19 protein-coding genes and 2 tRNA genes are annotated in these 19,390 nt (G+C 62.6%); 18 read left to right on the top strand and 3 right to left on the bottom strand.

The features are described 5' to 3' along the window. Window positions 1-60 precede the first annotated feature (60 nt). The 6 genes from BB934_RS01480 to BB934_RS01450 all read left to right on the top strand — a co-directional run bounded on the left by BB934_RS01480 (window position 61) and on the right by BB934_RS01450 (window position 2,744). Entirely contained in the window at window positions 61-339 is a 279-nt protein-coding gene (locus BB934_RS01480; RefSeq protein ID WP_099508052.1) for an HU family DNA-binding protein, read from the top strand. 138 nt (window positions 340-477) lie between these two features. Continuing rightward, window positions 478-553 (top strand) — tRNA-Val (locus tag BB934_RS01475). 442 nt (window positions 554-995) lie between these two features. Next, window positions 996-1,508 carry a calcium-binding protein gene (locus BB934_RS46715; protein WP_157933964.1) on the top strand — a complete coding sequence of 171 codons (513 nt, stop codon included), beginning with the start codon at window positions 996-998 and terminating at the stop codon, window positions 1,506-1,508. A gap of 153 nt (window positions 1,509-1,661) precedes the next feature. Beyond that, window positions 1,662-1,739, top strand: a tRNA-Pro gene (locus BB934_RS01460). A 464-nt stretch (window positions 1,740-2,203) separates the two neighbouring features. Next, window positions 2,204-2,449 carry a BrnA antitoxin family protein gene (locus BB934_RS01455; protein WP_099508049.1) on the top strand — a complete coding sequence of 82 codons (246 nt, stop codon included), beginning with the start codon at window positions 2,204-2,206 and terminating at the stop codon, window positions 2,447-2,449. 88 nt (window positions 2,450-2,537) lie between these two features. Then, window positions 2,538-2,744 carry a hypothetical protein gene (locus BB934_RS01450; RefSeq protein ID WP_157933963.1) on the top strand — a complete coding sequence of 69 codons (207 nt, stop codon included), beginning with the start codon at window positions 2,538-2,540 and terminating at the stop codon, window positions 2,742-2,744. Between the two features lie 120 nt (window positions 2,745-2,864). On the opposite strand, the gene BB934_RS01445 is transcribed toward BB934_RS01450, so the two are convergent. Next, on the bottom strand, window positions 2,865-3,836 hold the full coding sequence (locus BB934_RS01445; protein ID WP_157933962.1) for a threonine ammonia-lyase: 972 nt from the start codon (window positions 3,834-3,836) through the stop codon (window positions 2,865-2,867). A 236-nt stretch (window positions 3,837-4,072) separates the two neighbouring features. On the opposite strand from BB934_RS01445, the gene argE reads away from it, so the two are divergent. From argE to BB934_RS01390, 11 genes are all read left to right on the top strand, one after another. Then, window positions 4,073-5,227 (top strand): acetylornithine deacetylase, encoded by a 1,155-nt coding sequence (argE, locus tag BB934_RS01440; RefSeq protein ID WP_099512578.1) that lies wholly within the window; start codon window positions 4,073-4,075, stop codon window positions 5,225-5,227. A gap of 152 nt (window positions 5,228-5,379) precedes the next feature. After that, window positions 5,380-6,978, top strand: a complete 1,599-nt coding sequence (locus tag BB934_RS01435; protein ID WP_099508046.1) for an ABC transporter substrate-binding protein — start codon at window positions 5,380-5,382, stop codon at window positions 6,976-6,978. 105 nt (window positions 6,979-7,083) lie between these two features. Then, on the top strand, window positions 7,084-8,064 hold the full coding sequence (locus BB934_RS01430; protein WP_099508045.1) for an ABC transporter permease: 981 nt from the start codon (window positions 7,084-7,086) through the stop codon (window positions 8,062-8,064). A gap of 10 nt (window positions 8,065-8,074) precedes the next feature. Then, a complete protein-coding gene (locus BB934_RS01425; RefSeq protein WP_099508044.1) occupies window positions 8,075-9,025 on the top strand; it encodes an ABC transporter permease in 951 nt (316 codons plus the stop codon). A 14-nt stretch (window positions 9,026-9,039) separates the two neighbouring features. Then, the gene (locus BB934_RS01420; RefSeq protein ID WP_099508043.1) at window positions 9,040-10,032 is read left to right on the top strand and encodes an ABC transporter ATP-binding protein; all 993 of its coding nucleotides are present in this window, start codon (window positions 9,040-9,042) and stop codon (window positions 10,030-10,032) included. Beyond that, window positions 10,029-11,033, top strand: a complete 1,005-nt coding sequence (locus BB934_RS01415; RefSeq protein WP_099508042.1) for an ABC transporter ATP-binding protein — start codon at window positions 10,029-10,031, stop codon at window positions 11,031-11,033. The genes BB934_RS01420 and BB934_RS01415 overlap by 4 nt, the downstream gene beginning before the upstream one ends. Before the next feature lie 30 nt (window positions 11,034-11,063). Continuing rightward, window positions 11,064-11,462 carry a RidA family protein gene (locus tag BB934_RS01410; RefSeq protein WP_210422124.1) on the top strand — a complete coding sequence of 133 codons (399 nt, stop codon included), beginning with the start codon at window positions 11,064-11,066 and terminating at the stop codon, window positions 11,460-11,462. A 223-nt stretch (window positions 11,463-11,685) separates the two neighbouring features. Then, on the top strand, window positions 11,686-12,708 hold the full coding sequence (locus BB934_RS01405; protein ID WP_157933961.1) for an acyltransferase family protein: 1,023 nt from the start codon (window positions 11,686-11,688) through the stop codon (window positions 12,706-12,708). Between the two features lie 121 nt (window positions 12,709-12,829). Beyond that, entirely contained in the window at window positions 12,830-13,768 is a 939-nt protein-coding gene (locus BB934_RS01400) for a bifunctional helix-turn-helix transcriptional regulator/GNAT family N-acetyltransferase (RefSeq protein ID WP_099508040.1), read from the top strand. Next, window positions 13,765-14,655, top strand: a complete 891-nt coding sequence (locus BB934_RS01395) for a DMT family transporter (protein ID WP_173909411.1) — start codon at window positions 13,765-13,767, stop codon at window positions 14,653-14,655. Before BB934_RS01400 ends, BB934_RS01395 begins: the two co-directional genes overlap by 4 nt. Window positions 14,656-14,958: 303 nt before the next feature. Next, complete coding sequence (locus BB934_RS01390) at window positions 14,959-15,396, top strand: hypothetical protein (protein WP_099508038.1); 438 nt, start codon at window positions 14,959-14,961, stop codon at window positions 15,394-15,396. An 83-nt stretch (window positions 15,397-15,479) separates the two neighbouring features. Here the strand turns inward: BB934_RS01390 and BB934_RS01385 are convergent, their stop codons facing one another. Next, complete coding sequence (locus tag BB934_RS01385) at window positions 15,480-17,756, bottom strand: CDC48 family AAA ATPase (protein ID WP_099508037.1); 2,277 nt, start codon at window positions 17,754-17,756, stop codon at window positions 15,480-15,482. Between the two features lie 186 nt (window positions 17,757-17,942). Then, window positions 17,943-18,467: a hypothetical protein gene (locus tag BB934_RS01380; RefSeq protein ID WP_157933960.1), complete on the bottom strand. Its 525-nt coding sequence runs from the start codon at window positions 18,465-18,467 to the stop codon at window positions 17,943-17,945. Between the two features lie 164 nt (window positions 18,468-18,631). On the opposite strand from BB934_RS01380, the gene BB934_RS01375 reads away from it, so the two are divergent. Further along, window positions 18,632-19,342: an extensin-like domain-containing protein gene (locus BB934_RS01375; protein WP_157933959.1), complete on the top strand. Its 711-nt coding sequence runs from the start codon at window positions 18,632-18,634 to the stop codon at window positions 19,340-19,342. Window positions 19,343-19,390: the final 48 nt, after the last annotated feature.

Below are 19,390 nucleotides of genomic sequence, written 5' to 3'. Positions count from 1 at the left end.
ACGTCCCTGAAACGGTGGACCATTGCTTTTGCGTCCCCGTGATCACTGGAGGACATGACTATGAATAAAGGCGAGCTCGTTGCGGCCGTCGCCGATAAGGTGGGCCTCTCGCGTGGCCAGGCCGGTGAAGCGGTCGACGCCGCCATCGAGGCGATCACCGGCGCCCTGAAGAAGGGCGACGAGGTGAAGATCGTCGGTTTCGGCACCTTCGTGGTGACCAACCGCGCTGCCGGCGAGGCGCGCAACCCGCGCACCGGCGAGAAGGTGAAGGTCCCCGCGTCCAAGACCCCGAAGTTCCGCGCTGGCGCGGGCCTGAAGGACGCCGTCAACGCGAAGTAACCGCTTTTCGGGCGGTTCGAAGACCCTGAGGCATCGGACCTCGCCGTTAAGTGGATTCCACTTTCGGCCCGGATGCTTTAGCAAAGAGGGCCGACGACGCTTGCGTTGTTGGCCTTCTCTTTTTATGTCAGGCCCACCGGGCGGTTAGCTCAGCTGGTAGAGCATCGGTTTTACACACCGCAGGTCGGGGGTTCGATCCCCTCACCGCCCACCATTTCTCTTCTCATAATCGCTTGCCCGTCCTTCAAAGGGCTGCCTTCCAGTTGTTTCCGGGTTGGAACGCCGCACCCTGTCCGATGAACCATCGAGACTTGCCCCGGGTTAGCATACCTCCCTCCAAGGATTGCCCCAGAAACCTAAGCCCGCTCCAGCCTTGACTGGGGTGGGCATTTCGTCTTTGAAGCTCCGATGCCGATGGAGGCTTTACCTTTGTAGGCCCCGAGGTCGCTTCTAGTGCGGAATGCCGCAAATGATCTCATTTTCGCTAGGCCACTCGCAAATGAAGCAACTGCCTCTCCTGCAATAGTGTGCGCCCTCGCACCGCATTATGTCATGAAATTACGTAACTCTAGTTAGCATTAGTATAACAATATCCAACAGAGGGGCGCATCAAAGTTGGCGAACTTAAGGTTCGCATTCTCAGTGGAGGATTTCAGATGGCCGTCATTCGAGTTGAAAACAAGAAGAGCGAAGACGCGTTCGGGACCAAAGGTAACGATACTATATATGGAGACAATCGCTGGAACGGCCTCTGGGGTGAAGGCGGCAATGACCGGATCTTTGGCGGCGGTGGCGACGACTTTCTTTCTGGAGGGACCGGTCGCGACACTCTCACGAGTGGAGCAGGCTTCGACAGGTTCGTTTTTGATGCAAATCCCGACAACGCGAACGTCGACGTCATTACAGATTACAATAAGAAGTATGACTCGATTCTCTTAGCGGATTCTATCTTCAAGGGTACCGGCAAAACCAATGACTGGATGAAGGCAAGCGCTTTCTGGCAGGGCGCGAAGGCGCACGACAGTAATGATCGCATCATTTACAACCCCAAGAACGGTATTGTTTATTATTATTCCGATGGGAGCGGCGCGAAGGAAGCCGTTCCGGTCGTCAAATTGGGAGCAGGGCGGAAGATGTCTGCCGCAGACTTCTTCATTGCCGATCTTTAATCCTCTTTCGCGAGGTTGTACGTGAAGCGAGGCATCCACTTTCTGAGCTTAACGTTAGGCAGCCCCTCGATAGGGGCTGTTTATCGCTCAAACCGAATTTCAGGGTTGCGCGACCGGCCTTAAAAAGTTAGAGCATCCAAGCCTTTCGGCAGTCGGAGCGTAGCGCAGCCCGGTTAGCGCACTAGTCTGGGGGACTAGGGGTCGGAGGTTCAAATCCTCTCGCTCCGACCATTAAACCTCTTTGAGAAATCAAGAGTTCTAGCAGACCCGGCCTGCTTTCGCAGGATTCCGATGATCTGATCTTCCGTAAAATCGCGAGCGCTTCATAATCCGTCCTTGCAGAAGGCCGGATTCCACCTGCGCATGGAGAAAATCTCAGGGGCGGATCGATGATCGATCGCTTCTTGACTGTGAGTTGTGCTCTCGCTGATGATCCAGCCTGTCCTCACCTCGACCGGAGCCTCCACGTTCTAAATGCGAGTTTTGAGAAGCCTAGCGAGTAAGGTAGGAACGGAATGACTCTGCATCAGCACATACAGAAACACTGGAAGACCGCTGCCATTCTCGTCGTGGCCGGCATTCTAGCCTATAGCGTCTCCTACTTCTGGTGATGCGACGATTGCCTCATTCCGCTAGGTTGGATGTCTGACGAAGGCGTGAAGAGCCCACGGCAGGACAGGTTGGGGAGAGAAGTGATGTCCAGACCACCAGGCGGAAGGCGTCCGAGCGATCCGATGAAGGCTGCCGAGGCCGTTTTCAGGAAGCCAGCGGCGAAGCCCGTCGAGGGACCGCCAAAAGCTGCCGCGATCCCAGGCGTGAAGGAGACCGTCGCCCTGCGCATCGACCAGGATGTGCTCGAGTTCTTCCAGGAGGGTGGACCGGGGTGGCAGGACCGCATCAATGCCGCTCTCAGGAAAGCCGCCGGCAAATCCAATGACTGAGATCTGGCAGCTACGCTGAAACCCGATCTGCTCGAGCGGGTTGGCTCACCAACGGACAAGGGGAATGGCGGGCAAACGGAGCCTCGCCGTGGCGATCGAAGATCAACATTTCCGGGGGCTGCGGCTCCCCAATACTCTTGAACTCCCGCCAAGCCATACTGCCTCGATGGTCGGGCATTTTCTGAAGGGGATGTATGCCGATGTCCTCAAGGAGGAGCATCCCCGCCACCTGGCGATGCTGCTGGAGAAGCTCGAGGACGCCGAACGCACCTCGATGAAGGCGAGCGCGCGGTGAAGCTTCGTCATCATGCGTGATTTTGGGGATAAAGCACACTCCGCCATCTGGAACCGTTTGAGGATGGGTCGGAGACGCCATCGGCGCCCGGGAGAAGAATAGGTCTCCCGCCCCATGCTCCTACGACGCAGCGTCCTGACGCCGCCAGGCGTCGACGTCGTCCAGAGATACGTTCGAGCCGCACAGCACGAGGCCGATCACGCTGTCTTCCGGCAAGGACGGCGCGATTCTCTGGGCCGCGGTGAGGACGCAGGCTGCCGCCGGCTCGCAGAGCAGCTTCTCGGTCTGAAGAATCCAGCTCAGGTCCGCAATCGCCGGTTCGTCCTCGACGAGAACGATTTCCTTGAGGAAAAGCTTCGCGGCGGCGAGCGTCCGGTGCGTGGCAAACGGGGCGCCCAGTGTGCGGGCGATCGAAGTCGGCCGGATCGTGACCGGCCGGTCGGCCTTGAGGGCTTCCGTCATGGTCTGCGCGCCCGTGGTCTCGACGCCGTACACGGTCAGGGACGGACGCTTGGCCTTGAGAGCGGATGCTACGCCCGACATGAACCCGCCGCCGCCGATGGACACGAAGACGTGGGTGAGGTCGGGAATGTCGTCCAGGAACTCGAGCCCGAGCGTGCCGTGTCCGGCGATGATCGCCGGATCGTCGTAGGGGTGGACGAAGAGCCGGCCGCGGTTCTGGTATTCCTCCGCCTTCGCGAAGGCTTCCGAAGCATCGTCGCAGAGCTCCACCCGGGCGCCGTATTTCGTGGTCAGCTCAATGTTGAACCGGGGCGTCACCTTCGGCATCAGCACGAGCGCATCGAGGCCGAGGGTTCCGGCGACCCGCCCGACCGCGATGGCGTGATTGCCGCCCGAGACGGTGACGAGGCCGCGCCCGCGCTCTTCTTCGCTGAGCGTCAGCACCTTGTTGAAGACGCCGCGGACCTTGAACGATCCCGCGAGCTGCAGCGCCTCCATCTTCAGCGCCGTGCGCCGACCGAGACGCGCCGAGACTTCCGTGCTCTCGAAGGCGGGCGTCCGCCTGATGCGTCCGGCGACGCGGTCGCGGGCCGCTTCGATGTCAGAGAGCGTCACGTCAAAGGCAGTCATGGTGATGTCCATTCGGCTGAGGCTTTGCATTCGAAAGTAAGACGGTTTCCGATACGGAAGTTTGCCGGTCTCGACCTTCTAGCGCGTTGGGCGAGGTACGTCGTTATCTGCGGTCGATCATGATGGTGCGCGGTCTGCTCCGTCAACGGGTGCGATCGGATAGGACGCCGATAAAACAGCTTGACCGCAGGTTCGATGGGATCGGATGCTCGGGCGCAACCAAGGAGAAGACCTCGATGTCCCTGTCCCCCCGCGAAATGCTCGCGCGTCTGATTGCCTTCCCGAGCGTTTCGACCAGCAGCAATCTCGATATCATCGGGTTCTGCCAGGAGTGGCTGCAAAGCCAGGGAGTCGAGAGCCGGCTCGTCATGAGCCCCGAGGGCGACAAGGCCAATCTCTACGCCACCATCGGGCCGCAGGTCGAAGGCGGAATCGTGCTGTCCGGCCACACGGACGTGGTGCCGGTGGAAGGCCAGAACTGGTCGACCGATCCCTGGACGCTCACGGAGAAGAACGGCCGCCTCTACGGCCGCGGTACGGCCGACATGAAAGGCTTCGACGCTCTCGTCCTGGCGCTGGTGCCCGAGATGGTGCGGGCGCCGCTCAAGCGGCCGGTTCACATCGCCCTGTCCTACGACGAGGAGATCGCCTGCCGGGGCGCACCCTCGATGGTGCGCGAGATGGCGGGTTCGGTCCCGACCCCATCCGCCGTGATCGTCGGCGAGCCGACCCGTCATGCGGTCGTCACGGGCCACAAGGCCTCGGTGCAGCTGCGCACGCAGGTGACAGGGTATGCCGTTCATTCGAGCCGAATCGACCGGGGCGTGAGCGCGGTCATGAATGCCGCCCGCCTTATCGCCTGGCACGACGACGTGATGGAGGAGAACCGTCGCCGGGCCGATCTCAACGATCCTTTTGAGCCGCCCTATACGACGCTGCATTGCGGCGTGGTTGCGGGCGGCAGCGCCGCCAATGTGGTCTCGTCCTCGGCGTGGTTTTCCACCGACATCCGGGCCATCCCGACCGAGAGCCCACTCGACTACGTGGAGCGCTACAAGGCCTATATCCGCGATATCGTCGAGCCGCGGATGAAGGCGATCGCGCCTGAGACCGGGGTTGCGGTCGAGCTGGTCGCCGAGGTTCCGGGACTCAGGCCGGAAACGGAGGGCGCCGCCGAGCGCCTGATGCGGCGGATCACCGGCGACAACGGGACACATGTGGTCGCCTACGGCACGGAGGCCGGCCTGTTCCAGCGGGTCGGCTGGTCGACCGTGGTCTGCGGGCCGGGGGACATCGCCCAGGCGCATCAGCCGGACGAATATCTCGAGATCGGCGAATTCGAAGCCGGCGAGCGGGTCCTGCGCCGGCTGATCGGGGATCTCTGTGCCTAATTGCTGAGCAAGTTGGCCCAAGTCGGGGCTGGACCGTCGGCCACTTTCCTGCCTAACTTCATGCCCGGCGGAAGGAACGCGGCAATGATCCGGGCTTCCGAGAAGAAAGAACACCGCGCACAGACGTGGGCTTCCAGAGGAGAAAGACACAGATGACCATCCGTTCGAAATTTCTTGTCGCGACGGTTGCGACGCTCATGGCCGGCGCCGCCGTACCGGCGATGGCCGTGACCCTGCGCTATGCCAACCAGGGCGACCTCAAATCGCTCGATCCCTATACCCTCAACGAGACCACCACGATCGCCCATCACGGGCACGTCTTTGAGGGCCTGACGAAGCGTGGCAAGGATCTTGCCATCGAGCCCGGTCTCGCCGAGCGCTGGGAAATCAGCGAAGACGGCATGACTTGGCGCCTCTTCCTGCGCAAGAACGTGAAGTTCCACAACGGCAACCCGTTCAACGCCGACGACGTGATCTTCTCGGCCACCCGCGTGCGGGCTCCGGGGTCGAACTTCCAGACCCGCGTTCCGAGCGGTTCCGAATGGGTGAAGGTCGACGACTACACCGTCGACGTGAAGCTGAAGTCGCCGAACCCGATCATGAATGCCCAGTGGGATACCTGGTACATCATGGACAAGGAATGGTCGGAGGCAAACAACAGCGTCGCGCCGACGCCGGCCGCCGCGACGACCCCGAGCTTCTCCTCCCTGAACGCCAACGGCACCGGCCCGTTCAAGATCGAAAGCCACCAGCCGGGGGTGAAGACCGTCTTCAAGCCCAACAAGGATTGGTGGGGCAAGGTCGAACATAACCTCGACGAGATCGTGTTCACCCCGATCGCATCCGATGCCACCCGCGTCGCAGCATTGCTCTCCGGCGAAGTGGACGTGATCGAGCCGGTTCCGCTGCAAGACGTCCAGCGCGTCAACGGCACGGCGAATGCCAAGGTGCTGGCAGGCCCCGAGCTACGCACGATCTTCCTCGGCTTCGACCAGACCCGCGACGAGCTTCTGTTCTCGAACGTGAAGGGCAAGAACCCGTTCAAGGACAAGCGCGTGCGCGAGGCTTTCTACAAGGCCATCGATATCGAGACCATCAAGTCCCGAGTCATGCGCGGCATGTCCACGCCGGCGGCTTTGATGATTGCGCCGCAGCTCTTCAGCCGCGCAGGTGATTTCGTGCGTCCGAAATACGACGTCGACGGAGCCAAGAAGCTCCTGGCCGATGCGGGTTACCCGAACGGCTTCGAGGTCGGAATGGACTGCCCGAACGACCGCTACGTCAATGACGAGGCGATCTGTCAGGCCGTGGTCGGCATGCTCGCCCGCGCCGGCGTCAAAGTGAACCTGATGGCGCAGCCGAAGGCCCAGTACTTCGGCAAGGTGCTGAAATCGGGCAATTACAACACCTCGTTCTACCTGCTGGGCTGGACGCCGGGCACCTTCGACAGCCACAACGTGCTGTTCGATATCGAAGGCTGCCGCAACGACCCCAATTCGTCGCGCGGCGAGTCGAACCTCGGCAATTTCTGCAACAAGCAGCATGACGAGCTGACCGACAAGATCCTGGTCGAGAGCAACAAGGAAAAGCGCGACCAGATGATCAAGGAAGCCTTCCAGACCACCTTCGACGAGTACGGCTATATCCCGCTGCACCAGCAGGCTCTTGCCTGGGGCGTCTCCAACAAGGTGACGATGGTCCAGCGCGCCGACAACCAGGTGCTCTTCTACTGGGCGCAGAAGAAGGAATAGTCCGCGCCTGATCGCTCGTCCCGGGCAGTTCTCTGCCCGGGACAATTTTTTCGAACGTCGCGGGCTGCATGGTGCATCCGCGGCGAAGCGATCAAGAGATTGTGCATGTTCGCTTTCATCATCCGACGAGCCCTCCAGGCCATCGGCGTTCTTCTGGCCGTCGGGATCATTTCCTTTGCGATGTTCCGCTTTGCCGGCGATCCGGTTAACCAGATCGTCTCCCTCGATACCCCCGCTGCCGAGCGCGAGCAGGTGCGTCGCTCCCTCGGTCTCGACGACCCCGTCCCCGTGCAGTTCGCGCGCTATCTCGTGCAGGCCGCCCAGGGCAATTTCGGCATCTCCTATCAGTTCCGGCAGCCCGTTTCGGATCTTCTGGCGGAGCGCATGCCGGCCACTCTCGAGCTCGCCATCTGCGCCACGCTCTTCGCCACCGGATTCGGCGTGCTGATGGGGGTCTATTCCGGCCTGAAACGCGACAGTGCGCTCGCGAAGCTCTTTCAGACCATCTCGCTGATCGGCATCTCGCTCCCGACCTTTCTGATCGGCATTCTGCTGATCTATCTGTTCTCAGTCACGCTCGGCTGGCTCCCGTCCTTCGGCCGCGGCGACACCGTGCGCCTCGGCTGGTGGACGACCGGTCTTCTCACCGTATCGGGCCTCAAGGCGCTGATCATGCCCTCCGTGACGCTCGGCCTGTTCCAGATGACGCTGATCATGCGTCTCGTGCGCGCCGAGATGCTCGAAGTGCTGCGCACGGATTACATCAAGTTCGCGCGGGCGAGGGGGCTCACCACCCGCGCCGTCCATTTCCGGCACGCGCTCAAGAACACGCTGGTCCCGGTCATCACGGTCGTCGGTCTGCAGTTCGGTTCGGTGATCGCGTTTGCCATCATCACCGAGACCGTGTTCCAGTGGCCCGGCATGGGTCTGCTCTTCGTCCAGGCCGTGCAGAACGTCGATATCCCGATCATGGCGGCCTACCTCATGCTGGTCGCGCTGATCTTCGTCGTGATCAATCTCGCCGTCGACATCCTCTACACGATCGTCGATCCCCGTCTGAGAACGTCCATCCGGCAGCCGGCCTGAGGAGGGGAACATGGCAGAAGCAATCGAAGCGGTGCAGGCCTCCCAACCGACGACCTGGGGCGGCCGGTTCCTCGACAGCGACGTCTGGGCGAGCTTCAAGCGATCCAAGCTAACCATGGCCGCGGCCTTCCTGACCGCAATGTTCATGGCGGCGGCGGTCCTGGCCGGCCTTCTCTCACCGCAGGATCCGTTCGATCCCGCGCAGCTCGAGCTGATGAACAGCCGCCTGCCGCCGATCTGGGACGCGGAAGGCCAGATGCCCTTCATGCTCGGCACCGACGAGCAGGGCCGCGACATCTTCTCGGCCATTCTCTACGGTCTGCGGATCTCGCTCGCCGTCGGCTTCCTCGGGGTCGCCTTCTCGGCGACCCTCGGCATCACGCTCGGCCTGATCGCCGGCTATGTCGGCGGCAGCGTCGATGCGGTCATCATGCGCATCGCCGACGTGCAGCTGACCTTTCCGGCGATCCTGATCGCGCTTCTCGTCGACGGCGTGGTCAAGTCCGTGCTCGGCGGCCAGCTCGACGGCGCGACGACGCTCTCTGTGCTCGTCTTCTCCATCGGCCTGAGCTTCTGGGTGCAATATGCGCGCACCGTGCGCGGCTCGGTGATGGTGGAGAAGAACAAGGATTACATCGCCGCAGCCCGCCTCATCGGCCTGCCGGCGCCGGTCATCATGTTCCGGCACGTCCTGCCCAATGTGCTCGGACCCGTGCTCGTCATCGCCACCATCAACCTGGCGCTGGCGATCATCACCGAGGCGACCCTGTCCTTCCTCGGCACCGGCATGCCGGAGACCATGCCGTCGCTCGGCACACTGATCCGCATCGGCAACAACTACCTGTTCTCCGGCGAATGGTGGATCGTCGCCTTCCCGGGCATCGCGCTGGCGCTCCTCGTGCTCGCCATCAACCTCGTCGGCGACTGGCTGCGCGACGCGCTCAATCCGAAGCTGCGATGAGAGAGAAAACTGTCATGACAGAACCAGTCCTCTCCGTCCGGGACCTGCGCGTCGAGTTCGTCACGCGGCGCGGGATTCTGAAGGCCATCGACGGTATCTCCTTCGACATCGCCAAGGGCGAGGTGCTCGGCGTCGTGGGCGAATCCGGTGCCGGCAAGTCCGTAACGGGTTCGGCGGTGATCGGCCTCATCGATCCGCCCGGGCGGATCGCCGGTGGCGAGATCAGGCTGTCGGGACGTCGCATCGACAACCTGCCGCCGGACGAGATGCGAAAGGTGCGCGGCAAGCGCATCGGCATGATCTTCCAGGACCCGCTGACCAGCCTCAATCCGCTGTTCCGGATCAGCGAGCAGCTGATCGAGACCATCCGCACCCATACTGGTCTTTCCGCCTCGGGCGCCCGCAAGCGCGCCATCGAACTTCTGACCGAAGTTGGCATTCCCGCGCCGGAGAGGCGCATCGACAGCTATCCGCACGAGTTCTCCGGCGGCATGCGCCAGCGCGTGGTGATCGCATTGGCCTTGTGCGCCGAGCCGGAGCTCATCATTGCCGACGAGCCGACGACGGCGCTCGACGTCTCGGTGCAGGCGCAGATCATCGCGCTCCTGAAACGGCTCGGACGCGAGCACGGAACGGCGATCATGCTGGTCACCCACGACATGGGCGTTATCGCCGAGACCGCGGACAGGGTGGCCGTGATGTATGCCGGCCGCATCGCGGAAATCGGGCCCGTGCGCGACGTGGTGCAGAACCCGCTGCACCCTTACGCCAAGGGCCTCATGGGCGCGATTCCTTCGCTCGAAAGCGATGCGGCGCGCCTCGTGCAGATCCCGGGCTCCATGCCGCGCCTGTCTGCCATTCCGCCCGGCTGCGCCTTCAACCCGCGCTGCCCTTATGTCTTCGACCGCTGCCGCGTCGAGCGGCCGGAACCGGTCCAGCGCAGCGAGCATCGCGTCGCCTGCCATCTTTACGATCAATCCAACGTCCGGTCGGAGGCCGTCGCGTGACCGAGCGTCCTTTTGTCGAAGTCAAAGACCTGCGCCGCGTCTTCGACGTCTCCAAGCCATGGCTCAACAGGGTGCTGGAAGGCGGCGAGAAGCAGTATCTGAAGGCGGTCGATGGCGTATCCTTCGCCATCGACAGGGGCGAGACCTTCGCGCTCGTGGGCGAATCCGGCTCCGGCAAGTCGACGGTGGCGCGCATGGTGGTCGGTCTGCTGCCGCCCTCCGGCGGTGAGGTGTCGATCGACGGCGTGTCGATGTCGAGCAGGGCCGATATCACTGAGCGCCAGCGCCTCAGGCGGCGCATCCAGATGATCTTCCAGGATCCCTACGCGAGTCTCAATCCGCGCTGGCAGGTGGACCGCATCGTCGCCGAGCCGATCCGCGCCTTCCGCCTGATCGACGGCGAGAAGGACATCACCGCCCGCGTCGGCGAATTGCTGTCGCTGGTCGGCCTGCATCCGGCGGACGGCAAGAAGTATCCGCACGAGTTCTCCGGCGGTCAGCGCCAGCGCATCGCCATCGCCCGCGCGCTTGCGTCCAACGCGGAGTTCATCGTCTGCGACGAGCCGACCTCGGCCCTCGACGTCTCCGTGCAGGCGCAGATCCTGAACCTGATGCGCGATTTGCAGGACCGGCTCGGCCTGACCTATCTGTTCATCAGCCACAACCTCGCCGTGGTGCGCCACATGGCGAGCCGCATCGGCGTGATGTATCTCGGCCGGATCGTCGAGATCTCCCACGGCCGCGAGCTTTTCGCGCAGCCCAAGCACCCCTATACCCGCATGCTCCTCGATGCGGTGCCGGACGTGGGCATGACCGGTCGCCAGCGCATCCCCGTGAAGGGCGAGATCCCGAACCCGATCAATCCGCCCACCGGCTGCACCTTCAACCCGCGCTGTCCTTTCGCGAACGATCGCTGCCGGGCCGAAATTCCGCCGCTGATCGGGGGAGTGGCCTGCCACGCCATCCACGAAGGGCGCCTGTCGATCGACGCGGCGCCCTGACCGGGCATCCTTTGCTTCGTGAGGTGCCTCTTGACCAAGCGTGCAATCGTTCCGCCGGAATTTCGGGCTGCGGCCGAGCAATTGAAGATGTCTCCGGCCATCGTATCCGGCGACCACGTTTTCCTGACCGGGGTCACGGGAAGCGATGCGCAGGGGCATATGCCAGGTGACCCCGAAACTCAGATCAGAAACGCTTTCGAGAAGATCGGCTTGGTCCTGCGCGCGGGCGGCCTGACGTTTCGGTCGGTTGTCGAAATGACGACCTATCATGTCGGGTTGCGCGATCATTTCGACCTGTTCGATGCAATCCGCCTCGAATGCTTCAGCGAGCCTTACCCGGCCTGGACGGCCGTCGAGGTCGCCGGTCTGAGGCGCGAGGGCGCCATTGTCGAGATCCGTGTCATCGCCAGCAACGATCCCGGTGGGTGATCCGTCGACATCTCGGCAGTGGCGGAATCTCACCGCATCATCTCAAGCATGTGTCTTCGAGACCTTTTAGCTACCACGTTTGCGCAGTTTCCCGCCGGTGAAGGCTGCGCCATGATTGGACGTGCCTCGCGCAGATCACCCATGGCTGAATAGCGCGCTCGCCTACGGTAAGGTCTGGTGAATGCTCAATGAGCCCCGCGGTCGGCTGGCATACCTGGATGGAATGCGCGGTGTCGCCATTCTGTTGGTTTTGCTCTTTCATGCTTTCGCACGATGGCCTGACCTGGTGCCGTACGGTGAGCAGTATCAAAGCGTGCCCTTGTTCAGGGTTGGGTTCATCGGCGTAAATCTGTTCTTTATCATTTCCGGATTCGTCATCCTGATGACGCTGGAAAAGTGCGCATCTTTCAAAATATTCTTCGCCCGCAGATGGCTACGGCTCTTCCCGGCGATGCTCATCTGTTCAGCTATCATATTTGCAACCGCGCCGCTTTTCCCTGAGCGTCCTCTTGGCCAACCGATGTGGCGGGACCTGCTGCCGGGGATGACGTTCATTGATCCGGCAATCTGGCAAAAACTCATCGGTGGAAACCAAGGTGCGCTGGAAGGTGCGTTCTGGTCGCTTTACGTAGAAATGAAGTTTTATGTTGTTTTTGGATTGATCTACTTCGTGCTTGGACGAGCCATCGCCGTCTGGGGTTTGATCATCCTCTTCGTGCTTAGCATTGCGACTCATCTTTTGACCGGTTCTTCGTCATTGCTGGTAGTCTTGGGAAAAGGACTTGGGCTCCTCGGCGCTGAATATTATGGATGGTTTGCGGCCGGTGCGCTGTTCTTCCTCTATGTCAGGGATAAGCGGTTGGTCTGGCTCGTCAGCGGGCTGGGCTTGGGCTTTGCGAGCGCGGCCGAAATGGGCGGTATCGAAACTCAGATCGCAGCGGTGCTCGTAACGGTCCTCTTTGCGGCGGCTTTGGTCAGCGACTCGGTACAATCCGTGTTGAGCTGGAAGTGGCTGCTAATCGTAGGCTTCGCGAGCTACCCGTTATATCTCCTTCATGAAAACGTTATGATTGCGACGATTATTAAGCTCGGCGTCGCCGCGCCCTCTCTGCCGATGTTTCTCTATCCAATCCTGCCGATTGCCGCTCTGACGATGCTGGCATGGATTGTTGCCGCGCATCTGGAGCCGCGGCTTAAGAGAGGACTGCGACAGGCCTTTCGTCCCCGTGAGACCATGACCGCGTGAACCGGACAAGGGGTTGCAGTACTTCGCCAAACGCTACCGCGTTCCAAATATCTTGCCAGTGCCCATGAATAGTTGACTCGGTCAACAATATGCCTGACTCTGGTCCGCCAGGGAGGCGCCGATGTCTCACATGCCGCAGCTGCCGACGGACGACGAGATCGAGCAAGTCCGTCGCTTTAACCGCTTCTATACTCGCCAGATCGGATTGCTGAGCGAAGGGCTTCTCGAAAGCGAGTTCTCGCTCACCGAAGCGCGGGTGCTCTACGAGCTGGCGCATCGCGGCCCCGTCATCGCCGCCGATCTCGGGCGCGATCTCGGGCTCGACGCGGGCTATCTCAGCCGTCTCCTGAAACGCTTTTCAACGCGCGGCCTGATCGAGCGCATGGCCCTCGAAGGGGATCGGCGTCAGGCGCTGCTGTTGCTGACCGATGCGGGACATGAAGCTTTCGCACCGCTGAACCAGGCGTCCGCCGCACAGGTCGCATCGATGCTGTCGGACCTGTCCATCGGCGAGCGGCGGAAGCTGATGCGGGCCATGCAGATTGTGCAGAATCTGATCGGCGATACGCCGGAGCCGGCAATCCCCTACATCCTGCGCTCTCACCAGATTGGCGACATCGGCTGGATCGCGCGCCGTCAGGGGCTGCTCTACGCCCAGGAATACGGTTGGGACGAGACCTTCGAGGCGCTTGTCGCCGAGATCGCCGCCGCCTTCGTCAAGAATTTCGACCCGCAATGGGAGCGCTGCTGGATCGCCGAGCGGGAAGGGGAGGTCGTCGGCAGCGTCTTCATCGTGCATCACTCGGACGAGATCGCGAAGCTGCGCCTGCTCTATGTCGAGCCGTCGGCGCGGGGGCTCGGTATCGGCGGCCGCCTCGTCGACGAGTGCATCGCATTCGCGCGCGCGAAGAGCTACAGGACTCTGACCCTGTGGACCAACGACGTGCTCGTAGCGGCGCGCAAGATCTATCAGGCGGCGGGGTTCCGGCTGGTGAAGGAAGAAGCGCACCGTTCCTTCGGCAAGGATCTCATCGGCCAGACCTGGGATCTCGACCTTTGAGGCGGCAGGAAACCCTCGCATTGGCGGCCGCGGCGGCAACCGGGATCCAGGTCGGCGCGGCGCTGGTGGCGACGCGCTTCGTGGTCAATGACATCGGCCCGGCTTCCCTGGCCTTCCTGCGCTATGCGGTTGCCGTTCTCTGCCTGATCTCGCCATTGCTGATGAGCGCGCGGACGCGGTTCGCCCCGCGCGACCTGGTTGTCGTGATAGCCCTGGGGATCGTCCAGTTCGGCATTCTCATCGCGCTGCTCAATCTCGGGCTCCACTTCATCTCGTCCACCCGTGCCGCGCTGCTGTTCGCTACGTTCCCGCTGATGACCATGGTCATCGCAGCTCTTCTCGGTCGTGAGAATCTGACCGGCACGAAGGCCGCCGGAGTTATGCTGACCATCGTCGGCGTCGCCGTCGCGCTGGGAGAGCGGCTGTTGACGGAGAGCGCGTCAGGCGAATGGCTCGGCGCCGTCCTAGTGCTGACGGCCGCGCTTTGCGGCGCCGTCTGCTCCGTGCTCTACCGACCTTATCTGGCACGCTATCCCACCCTGCCGGTCGGCTTCTGGGCGATGCTTTCATCGGTAGGGTTTCTCTCAGGCCTCGCGGGGATGGAAGGTCTCTTCACGGAGCCGCCGCGCCTCGATCCGAAGGGTTGGACCGTCGTTATCTGCATCGGCCTGTCGAGCGGCATCGCCTATGTCCTCTGGCTTTGGGCGCTCAAGCATGCGTCACCGACGCGGGTGACCGTTTTCCTGTCCCTTAGCCCCGTGACGGCGGCGCTCCTCGGCGTCTGGATTCTCGGCGAGCCCTTTACACTCGGCGTGTTGCTGGGACTGGCCGGCGTCGTCGGCGGATTATGGCTCGCCACGCGGTCTACGCCGGATCCGGCACGATGAGGGCCGCGTTCGAGCTCTGTTCTGAAAGTGTTTAAGCAATATTTGACATAACAAGACAGGCGTTCTCTAGGGTTATTAAAGATCTGAAGTCTCGATGAAATGGTCTCGCACCATGTTCATTTGGCATCAATACCTTATATTTTCACGATTTGAAGCTTGGCGGTCCATAAGCTTTGCTTTTGACCGTCCGACAATCACAACCTTGTGTGGTGAAATTACGTTGGGAAACGATCAGCACTGACCGCGTTTAGCCTCTGTCCGCGTGGTGATGAGCCATGTCGAAATAACGCACAGGAGGCATCCATGAAAAAGCTCGCGATTTTTGCCGGCGCCGGTCTAATGGCTTTCGGCATCATTGGCACCGCATCGGCTCAGCCATCGCCCATTTCCGGTACTCCCGGCTCTCTCTTCCCGGACGCCGCTCCGCATGAGATCCGTTACTTCAACGGTGTGCCCTGCCGGACGATCCTGGACCCAAGTAACCGGAATTCGCGCATTCCTATTGCGTGCGCCGGCCAGGTCAGCGGAATGGTAGGACCCGTTACCGGCAGCGACGTCGTAACGACAGGCAGCATCGGTCCCGCTCCGGTCGGCCCGATGATGGTTGCTCCGGCTCCGGGTCTAGCGGCGGATCCCTATGCCGCTCCGCATGAGATCCGTTATTTCAACGGCGTGCCGTGCCGGACGATCCTCGACCCGAACACCCGGACTACGCGCATTCCGCTTGCCTGCGCCCAGTAAGCGCCGGCTGCGTGAAAGGGCGCGGGTCTGACGACCCGCGCTTTTTTTATGACCCAAGTCCCACGAAGATTAGCGCCGCATACCTATTCCGCCGCCTGTCGCAACGGCAGGAAGCCGATGGGCTGACGCTGCGGGCCCGTCTGCTTCAAGGTCCGCACCATATCCTCATATTCCCGCTCCATCTCGGGCGTGACCGATGGCCGGGTCTCCCGCAGAGCCTGCTCGAAATGCGCCATGGTGACGTTCTGTGCATCGAGCGACTCCCGAAGCGCGAGGAGGCCGGCCCGGCGGGTCAGATCCTCGAGGTCGGCTCCCGTGAACCGGCTTGTCCGCTCCGCGATCATATCGAGATCGACGTCGGGTGCGAGCGGCATGGACTTGGTATGGATGCCGAGGATGTGCCGGCGGCCGAGAGCGTCGGGAACCGGCACGTAGATCAGTTCGTCGAAGCGGCCGGGCCGGAGGAGGGCGGGATCGATCAGGTTCGGCCTGTTGGTCGCTGCCAGGACCACGACGCCCTGCAGTTCCTCAAGGCCGTCCATCTCGGCCAGGATCGTGTTGACCACCCGTTCGGTCACGGCTGGCTCGCCGAGACCACCGCCGCGGATGGGAGCAAGGGAATCGATCTCGTCGATGAATATCACCGTCGGGGCGACCTGCCGGGCGCGGGCGAAAAGGCGGGAGACCTGCTGCTCGGATTCGCCATACCATTTTGACAGGAGGTCGGAGGATTTCGTCGCGACGAAATTGGCCTGCGCCTCGCGGGCGACGGCCTTGGCGAGCAGGGTCTTGCCGGTTCCGGGCGGCCCGAAAAGCAGGAAGCCCTTGGCCGGGCGGATGCCGAGGCGGCTGAAGGATTCCGGGCTCTTGAGCGGAAGCTCCACCCCCTCACGCAGGCGCGTGCGCGCTTCCTCGACGCCGCCGATATCGTCCCAGGTCACGTTCGGCACCTGGATCATGATCTCGCGCAGGGCCGAAGGCTGGACGCGCTTCATGGCATTGAGAAAGTCCTGCCGCGTGACCTGAAGACTCTCGAGCACGTTCGACGGAATGCCGTCTCGAAGGTTGATGCCTGGAAGGACCCTGCGGAGGGAGTCCATTGCCGCCTCGCGGGCGAGAGCGGCCAAATCCGCGCCGACGAAGCCGTAAGTCGTGCGCGCGATATCGTCCAGGCTCACATCCTCCGCCAGCGGCATGCCGCGGGTGTGGATGGCAAGGATCTCCCGGCGTCCCGGTTCGTCCGGTACGCCGATGACGATCTCCCGGTCGAAGCGGCCTGGCCTTCGGAGAGCTTCGTCGATGGCGTCGCGCCGGTTGGTCGCCCCGATCACCACGATGTTCTGGCGCGGTTCCAACCCGTCCATGAGGGTCAGGAGCTGCGCCACGATGCGCCGTTCGACCTCGCCTTTCGTCTCCTCGCGTTTCGGCGCGATGCTGTCGATCTCGTCGATGAAGATGATCGCCGGGGCGTTCTGTTGCGCTTCCTGGAACACCTGCCGCAGACGCTGTTCGGATTCGCCGTAGTGCTGGCCCATGATCTCGGGACCGGCGATGTGGAAGAACTGCGCCTCCGTCTCGTTGGCGACCGCCCGTGCCAGCCGGGTCTTGCCGGTGCCCGGAGGGCCATAGAGCAGCACACCCTTCGGCGGGTCGATGCCAAGGCGCTGGAAGAGCTCTGGATGGCGCAGCGGCAGCTCGACCATCTCACGCACCTGATCGACGGTGCTGCCGAGGCCGCCGATGTCGTCATAGGTCACATCGGCCCGGCGCGCCTCCCGCGGCTCCTCGAACTGCGGGCGCAGCTCGATCTCGGTCTCTGCCGTCAGATGAACGATGCCACGCGGCTGGGTCGAGACCACGACGAGGCGGATCTCCTGCAGGCCGTAGGCCGGGATGTTGAGAAAGCCGCGCATCTCCTCCGGCACTCTCGGATCGGCGGAGCGCTGCGAATAGACAGAGGTGGAAATCACGTCACCCGCCGTCACCGGGCGCTGATGGAAGGTGCGCTTCAGGGCATCGCCGGAACCCTGAAGACGCAGGCCCTTCTGAGCAGGCGCGAGCACGACCCGCGTCGCGGGGCGAACCTCGGCTCGCTTCACCTCCACATGATCGCCGCTGCCGACCCCGGCATTGACGCGCTGCAGGCCGTCGAGGCGGATGATGTTGAGCCCCTCGTCCTCCGGATAGGGCGTGACGGCGATGGCGGTGGTGTGACGCTTGCCGACGATCTCGATCGCCTGGCCTTCCTGCATGCCGATCTCGGCCAGCGCCTGACGGCTGATGCGCGCGATGCCCCGGCCCGAATCGTCAGGCCTGGCATTCGCGACCTGAAGACGTACGCTCTGCCCTTCCTCTGCCATGGCTCATGTCCCCTTGTTCGAACGGACGATCGTGCGATGGCAGGTAAGGGGGAAGAGGCTTGGAACTCACGTCTTCCAGATGCCACGCATCGAGGGCTTCGCAGGCTGCATCAGGCAGCGAAACTGCAGGGCAAACGCAAGATGACTCGAATTGTTGCAGGTGGCCCCGGGGGAGAGGTCCGTCGTCTAGGACGAGATCCCCCTCGGCGATGCCCAGAGCCTCCTGAGCGAAGCCTCCACGTCGTCTCCGTCGTCGGGCCCACCGAGCAACGCTCGCGGTGTGGGCAGGAAGGGAGCGATGGTGGGAAGCTTGGGCGATGCATCGGCCTCGTCCGCCTTGGAATCGGCTGACGGGGGATCGATCAGTTCCCAGCTGTCGAAGAGATCCATCGATGAGTGGCCGGGCAGATTCGGGCCGAGATAGGGGACGATCTCGATCCAGGGGCGGCCGCTCGGCCGGGCAACGACCTTGGTCACGCGCCCGAAGAAGCTCGTGAGGGGGCAGCGGACGAAGTCGCCGGGAATGGGCATGCGCGCCTTCTCGAATTCCAGGGCCGTCTCGGCTTCCTCGAGCTCGGACCTGAGCCGGGCCACGCGCTCCACCAGCTCGGCAACGCGTTTAGTACAGGAATTGTCATGCTCGTGCTTGAGCGCCGAGACCAGCGACAGGCTGTTATCCGAACCGATATCCGTCACCGACAATGCCCTCATCCGGGCTCCTCCATCCGTTCATTCGATTGTGGTGCGTCTGGCTCAGAGAGCAAGGCGCCCAGATGGCGCAGATGGAACTCAACCTCGGTTCAAGAGGGTTATTGGAAGGGACGAGCTTGAGAATTGGAGGAGGTATGGGTCCGACGAGCCTCTGGAGGATGTGTTTGGCGGGCCTCGTGGCTGTCGCTGCGATCCCCGTTGCCATGGCGCAGGAGCCGACACCGCCTTTGCCTCCGCCCCGGCCGGATCGCCTACCCGCTTCTGTTTCCGAACCCCGGGCGGAGAAGCCGCTGCCGAACGAAAGCGTTGCCGCCCGAAAGGTCGACCCGGAAAAGGAACGGGCCGAGGAGGCATGTCTCGGCCGCTTGAAACAGCTCGGACTGAAATTCGAGAGCCGCCCTCCGGTGCAGGAGAAAAGCTGTGGGATCGAGAACCCCGTGCTTGTCTCAGGCTTGCCGAACGGCGTCGGCGTGGCGCCTGCATCGCTCATGGGCTGCCCCGCGGCGGAAGGCATTTCCCGCTGGATGGGGGAAGTGGTCACCCCCGAAGCGGAGCGTCAGTTGCAGAGCGCGCCGACCAGGCTTCTCATCGGCACGTCCTACGAGTGCCGGGACCAGCGCAACGGCGAGAAGCTGAGCGAGCACGCCTTCGGCAACGGGCTCGACGTGATGGGGCTCGAATTCGCGAAGCGGGCGCCGGTGACGATCGGCAAGCACGGGGAGAATTCGCCAGAGGCCACTTTCGAGATGGCCATTCGCAAAGGCGCCTGTCCGATCTTCAACACGGTGCTGGGGCCGGGATCCGACGCTGCCCATGGCGATCATCTGCATCTCGATCTGCGGCAGCGAAAGGGCGATTATCGGATCTGCCAATAGGCCCTGCTGGAACAGGCGAGCCGCCACGGCTTTGTCGTGCATGACTTT

The organism is Microvirga ossetica, from assembly GCF_002741015.1.
GTDB classification, from domain to species: Bacteria; Pseudomonadota; Alphaproteobacteria; order Rhizobiales; family Beijerinckiaceae; genus Microvirga; species Microvirga ossetica.
This window is presented reverse-complemented; position numbering and strand designations above follow the sequence as displayed.

Coding starts and splice junctions, on each gene's coding strand:
- BB934_RS01480 (WP_099508052.1), top strand. CDS start 61: ATGAATAAAGGCGAGCTCGTTGCGGCCGTCGCCGATAAGGTGGGCCTC.
- BB934_RS46715 (WP_157933964.1), top strand. CDS start 996: ATGGCCGTCATTCGAGTTGAAAACAAGAAGAGCGAAGACGCGTTCGGG.
- BB934_RS01455 (WP_099508049.1), top strand. CDS start 2,204: ATGTCCAGACCACCAGGCGGAAGGCGTCCGAGCGATCCGATGAAGGCT.
- BB934_RS01445 (WP_157933962.1), bottom strand. CDS start 3,836: ATGACTGCCTTTGACGTGACGCTCTCTGACATCGAAGCGGCCCGCGAC.
- argE (WP_099512578.1), top strand. CDS start 4,073: ATGTCCCTGTCCCCCCGCGAAATGCTCGCGCGTCTGATTGCCTTCCCG.
- BB934_RS01435 (WP_099508046.1), top strand. CDS start 5,380: ATGACCATCCGTTCGAAATTTCTTGTCGCGACGGTTGCGACGCTCATG.
- BB934_RS01430 (WP_099508045.1), top strand. CDS start 7,084: ATGTTCGCTTTCATCATCCGACGAGCCCTCCAGGCCATCGGCGTTCTT.
- BB934_RS01425 (WP_099508044.1), top strand. CDS start 8,075: ATGGCAGAAGCAATCGAAGCGGTGCAGGCCTCCCAACCGACGACCTGG.
- BB934_RS01420 (WP_099508043.1), top strand. CDS start 9,040: ATGACAGAACCAGTCCTCTCCGTCCGGGACCTGCGCGTCGAGTTCGTC.
- BB934_RS01405 (WP_157933961.1), top strand. CDS start 11,686: ATGCGCGGTGTCGCCATTCTGTTGGTTTTGCTCTTTCATGCTTTCGCA.
- BB934_RS01400 (WP_099508040.1), top strand. CDS start 12,830: ATGTCTCACATGCCGCAGCTGCCGACGGACGACGAGATCGAGCAAGTC.
- BB934_RS01390 (WP_099508038.1), top strand. CDS start 14,959: ATGAAAAAGCTCGCGATTTTTGCCGGCGCCGGTCTAATGGCTTTCGGC.
- BB934_RS01385 (WP_099508037.1), bottom strand. CDS start 17,756: ATGGCAGAGGAAGGGCAGAGCGTACGTCTTCAGGTCGCGAATGCCAGG.
- BB934_RS01380 (WP_157933960.1), bottom strand. CDS start 18,467: ATGAGGGCATTGTCGGTGACGGATATCGGTTCGGATAACAGCCTGTCG.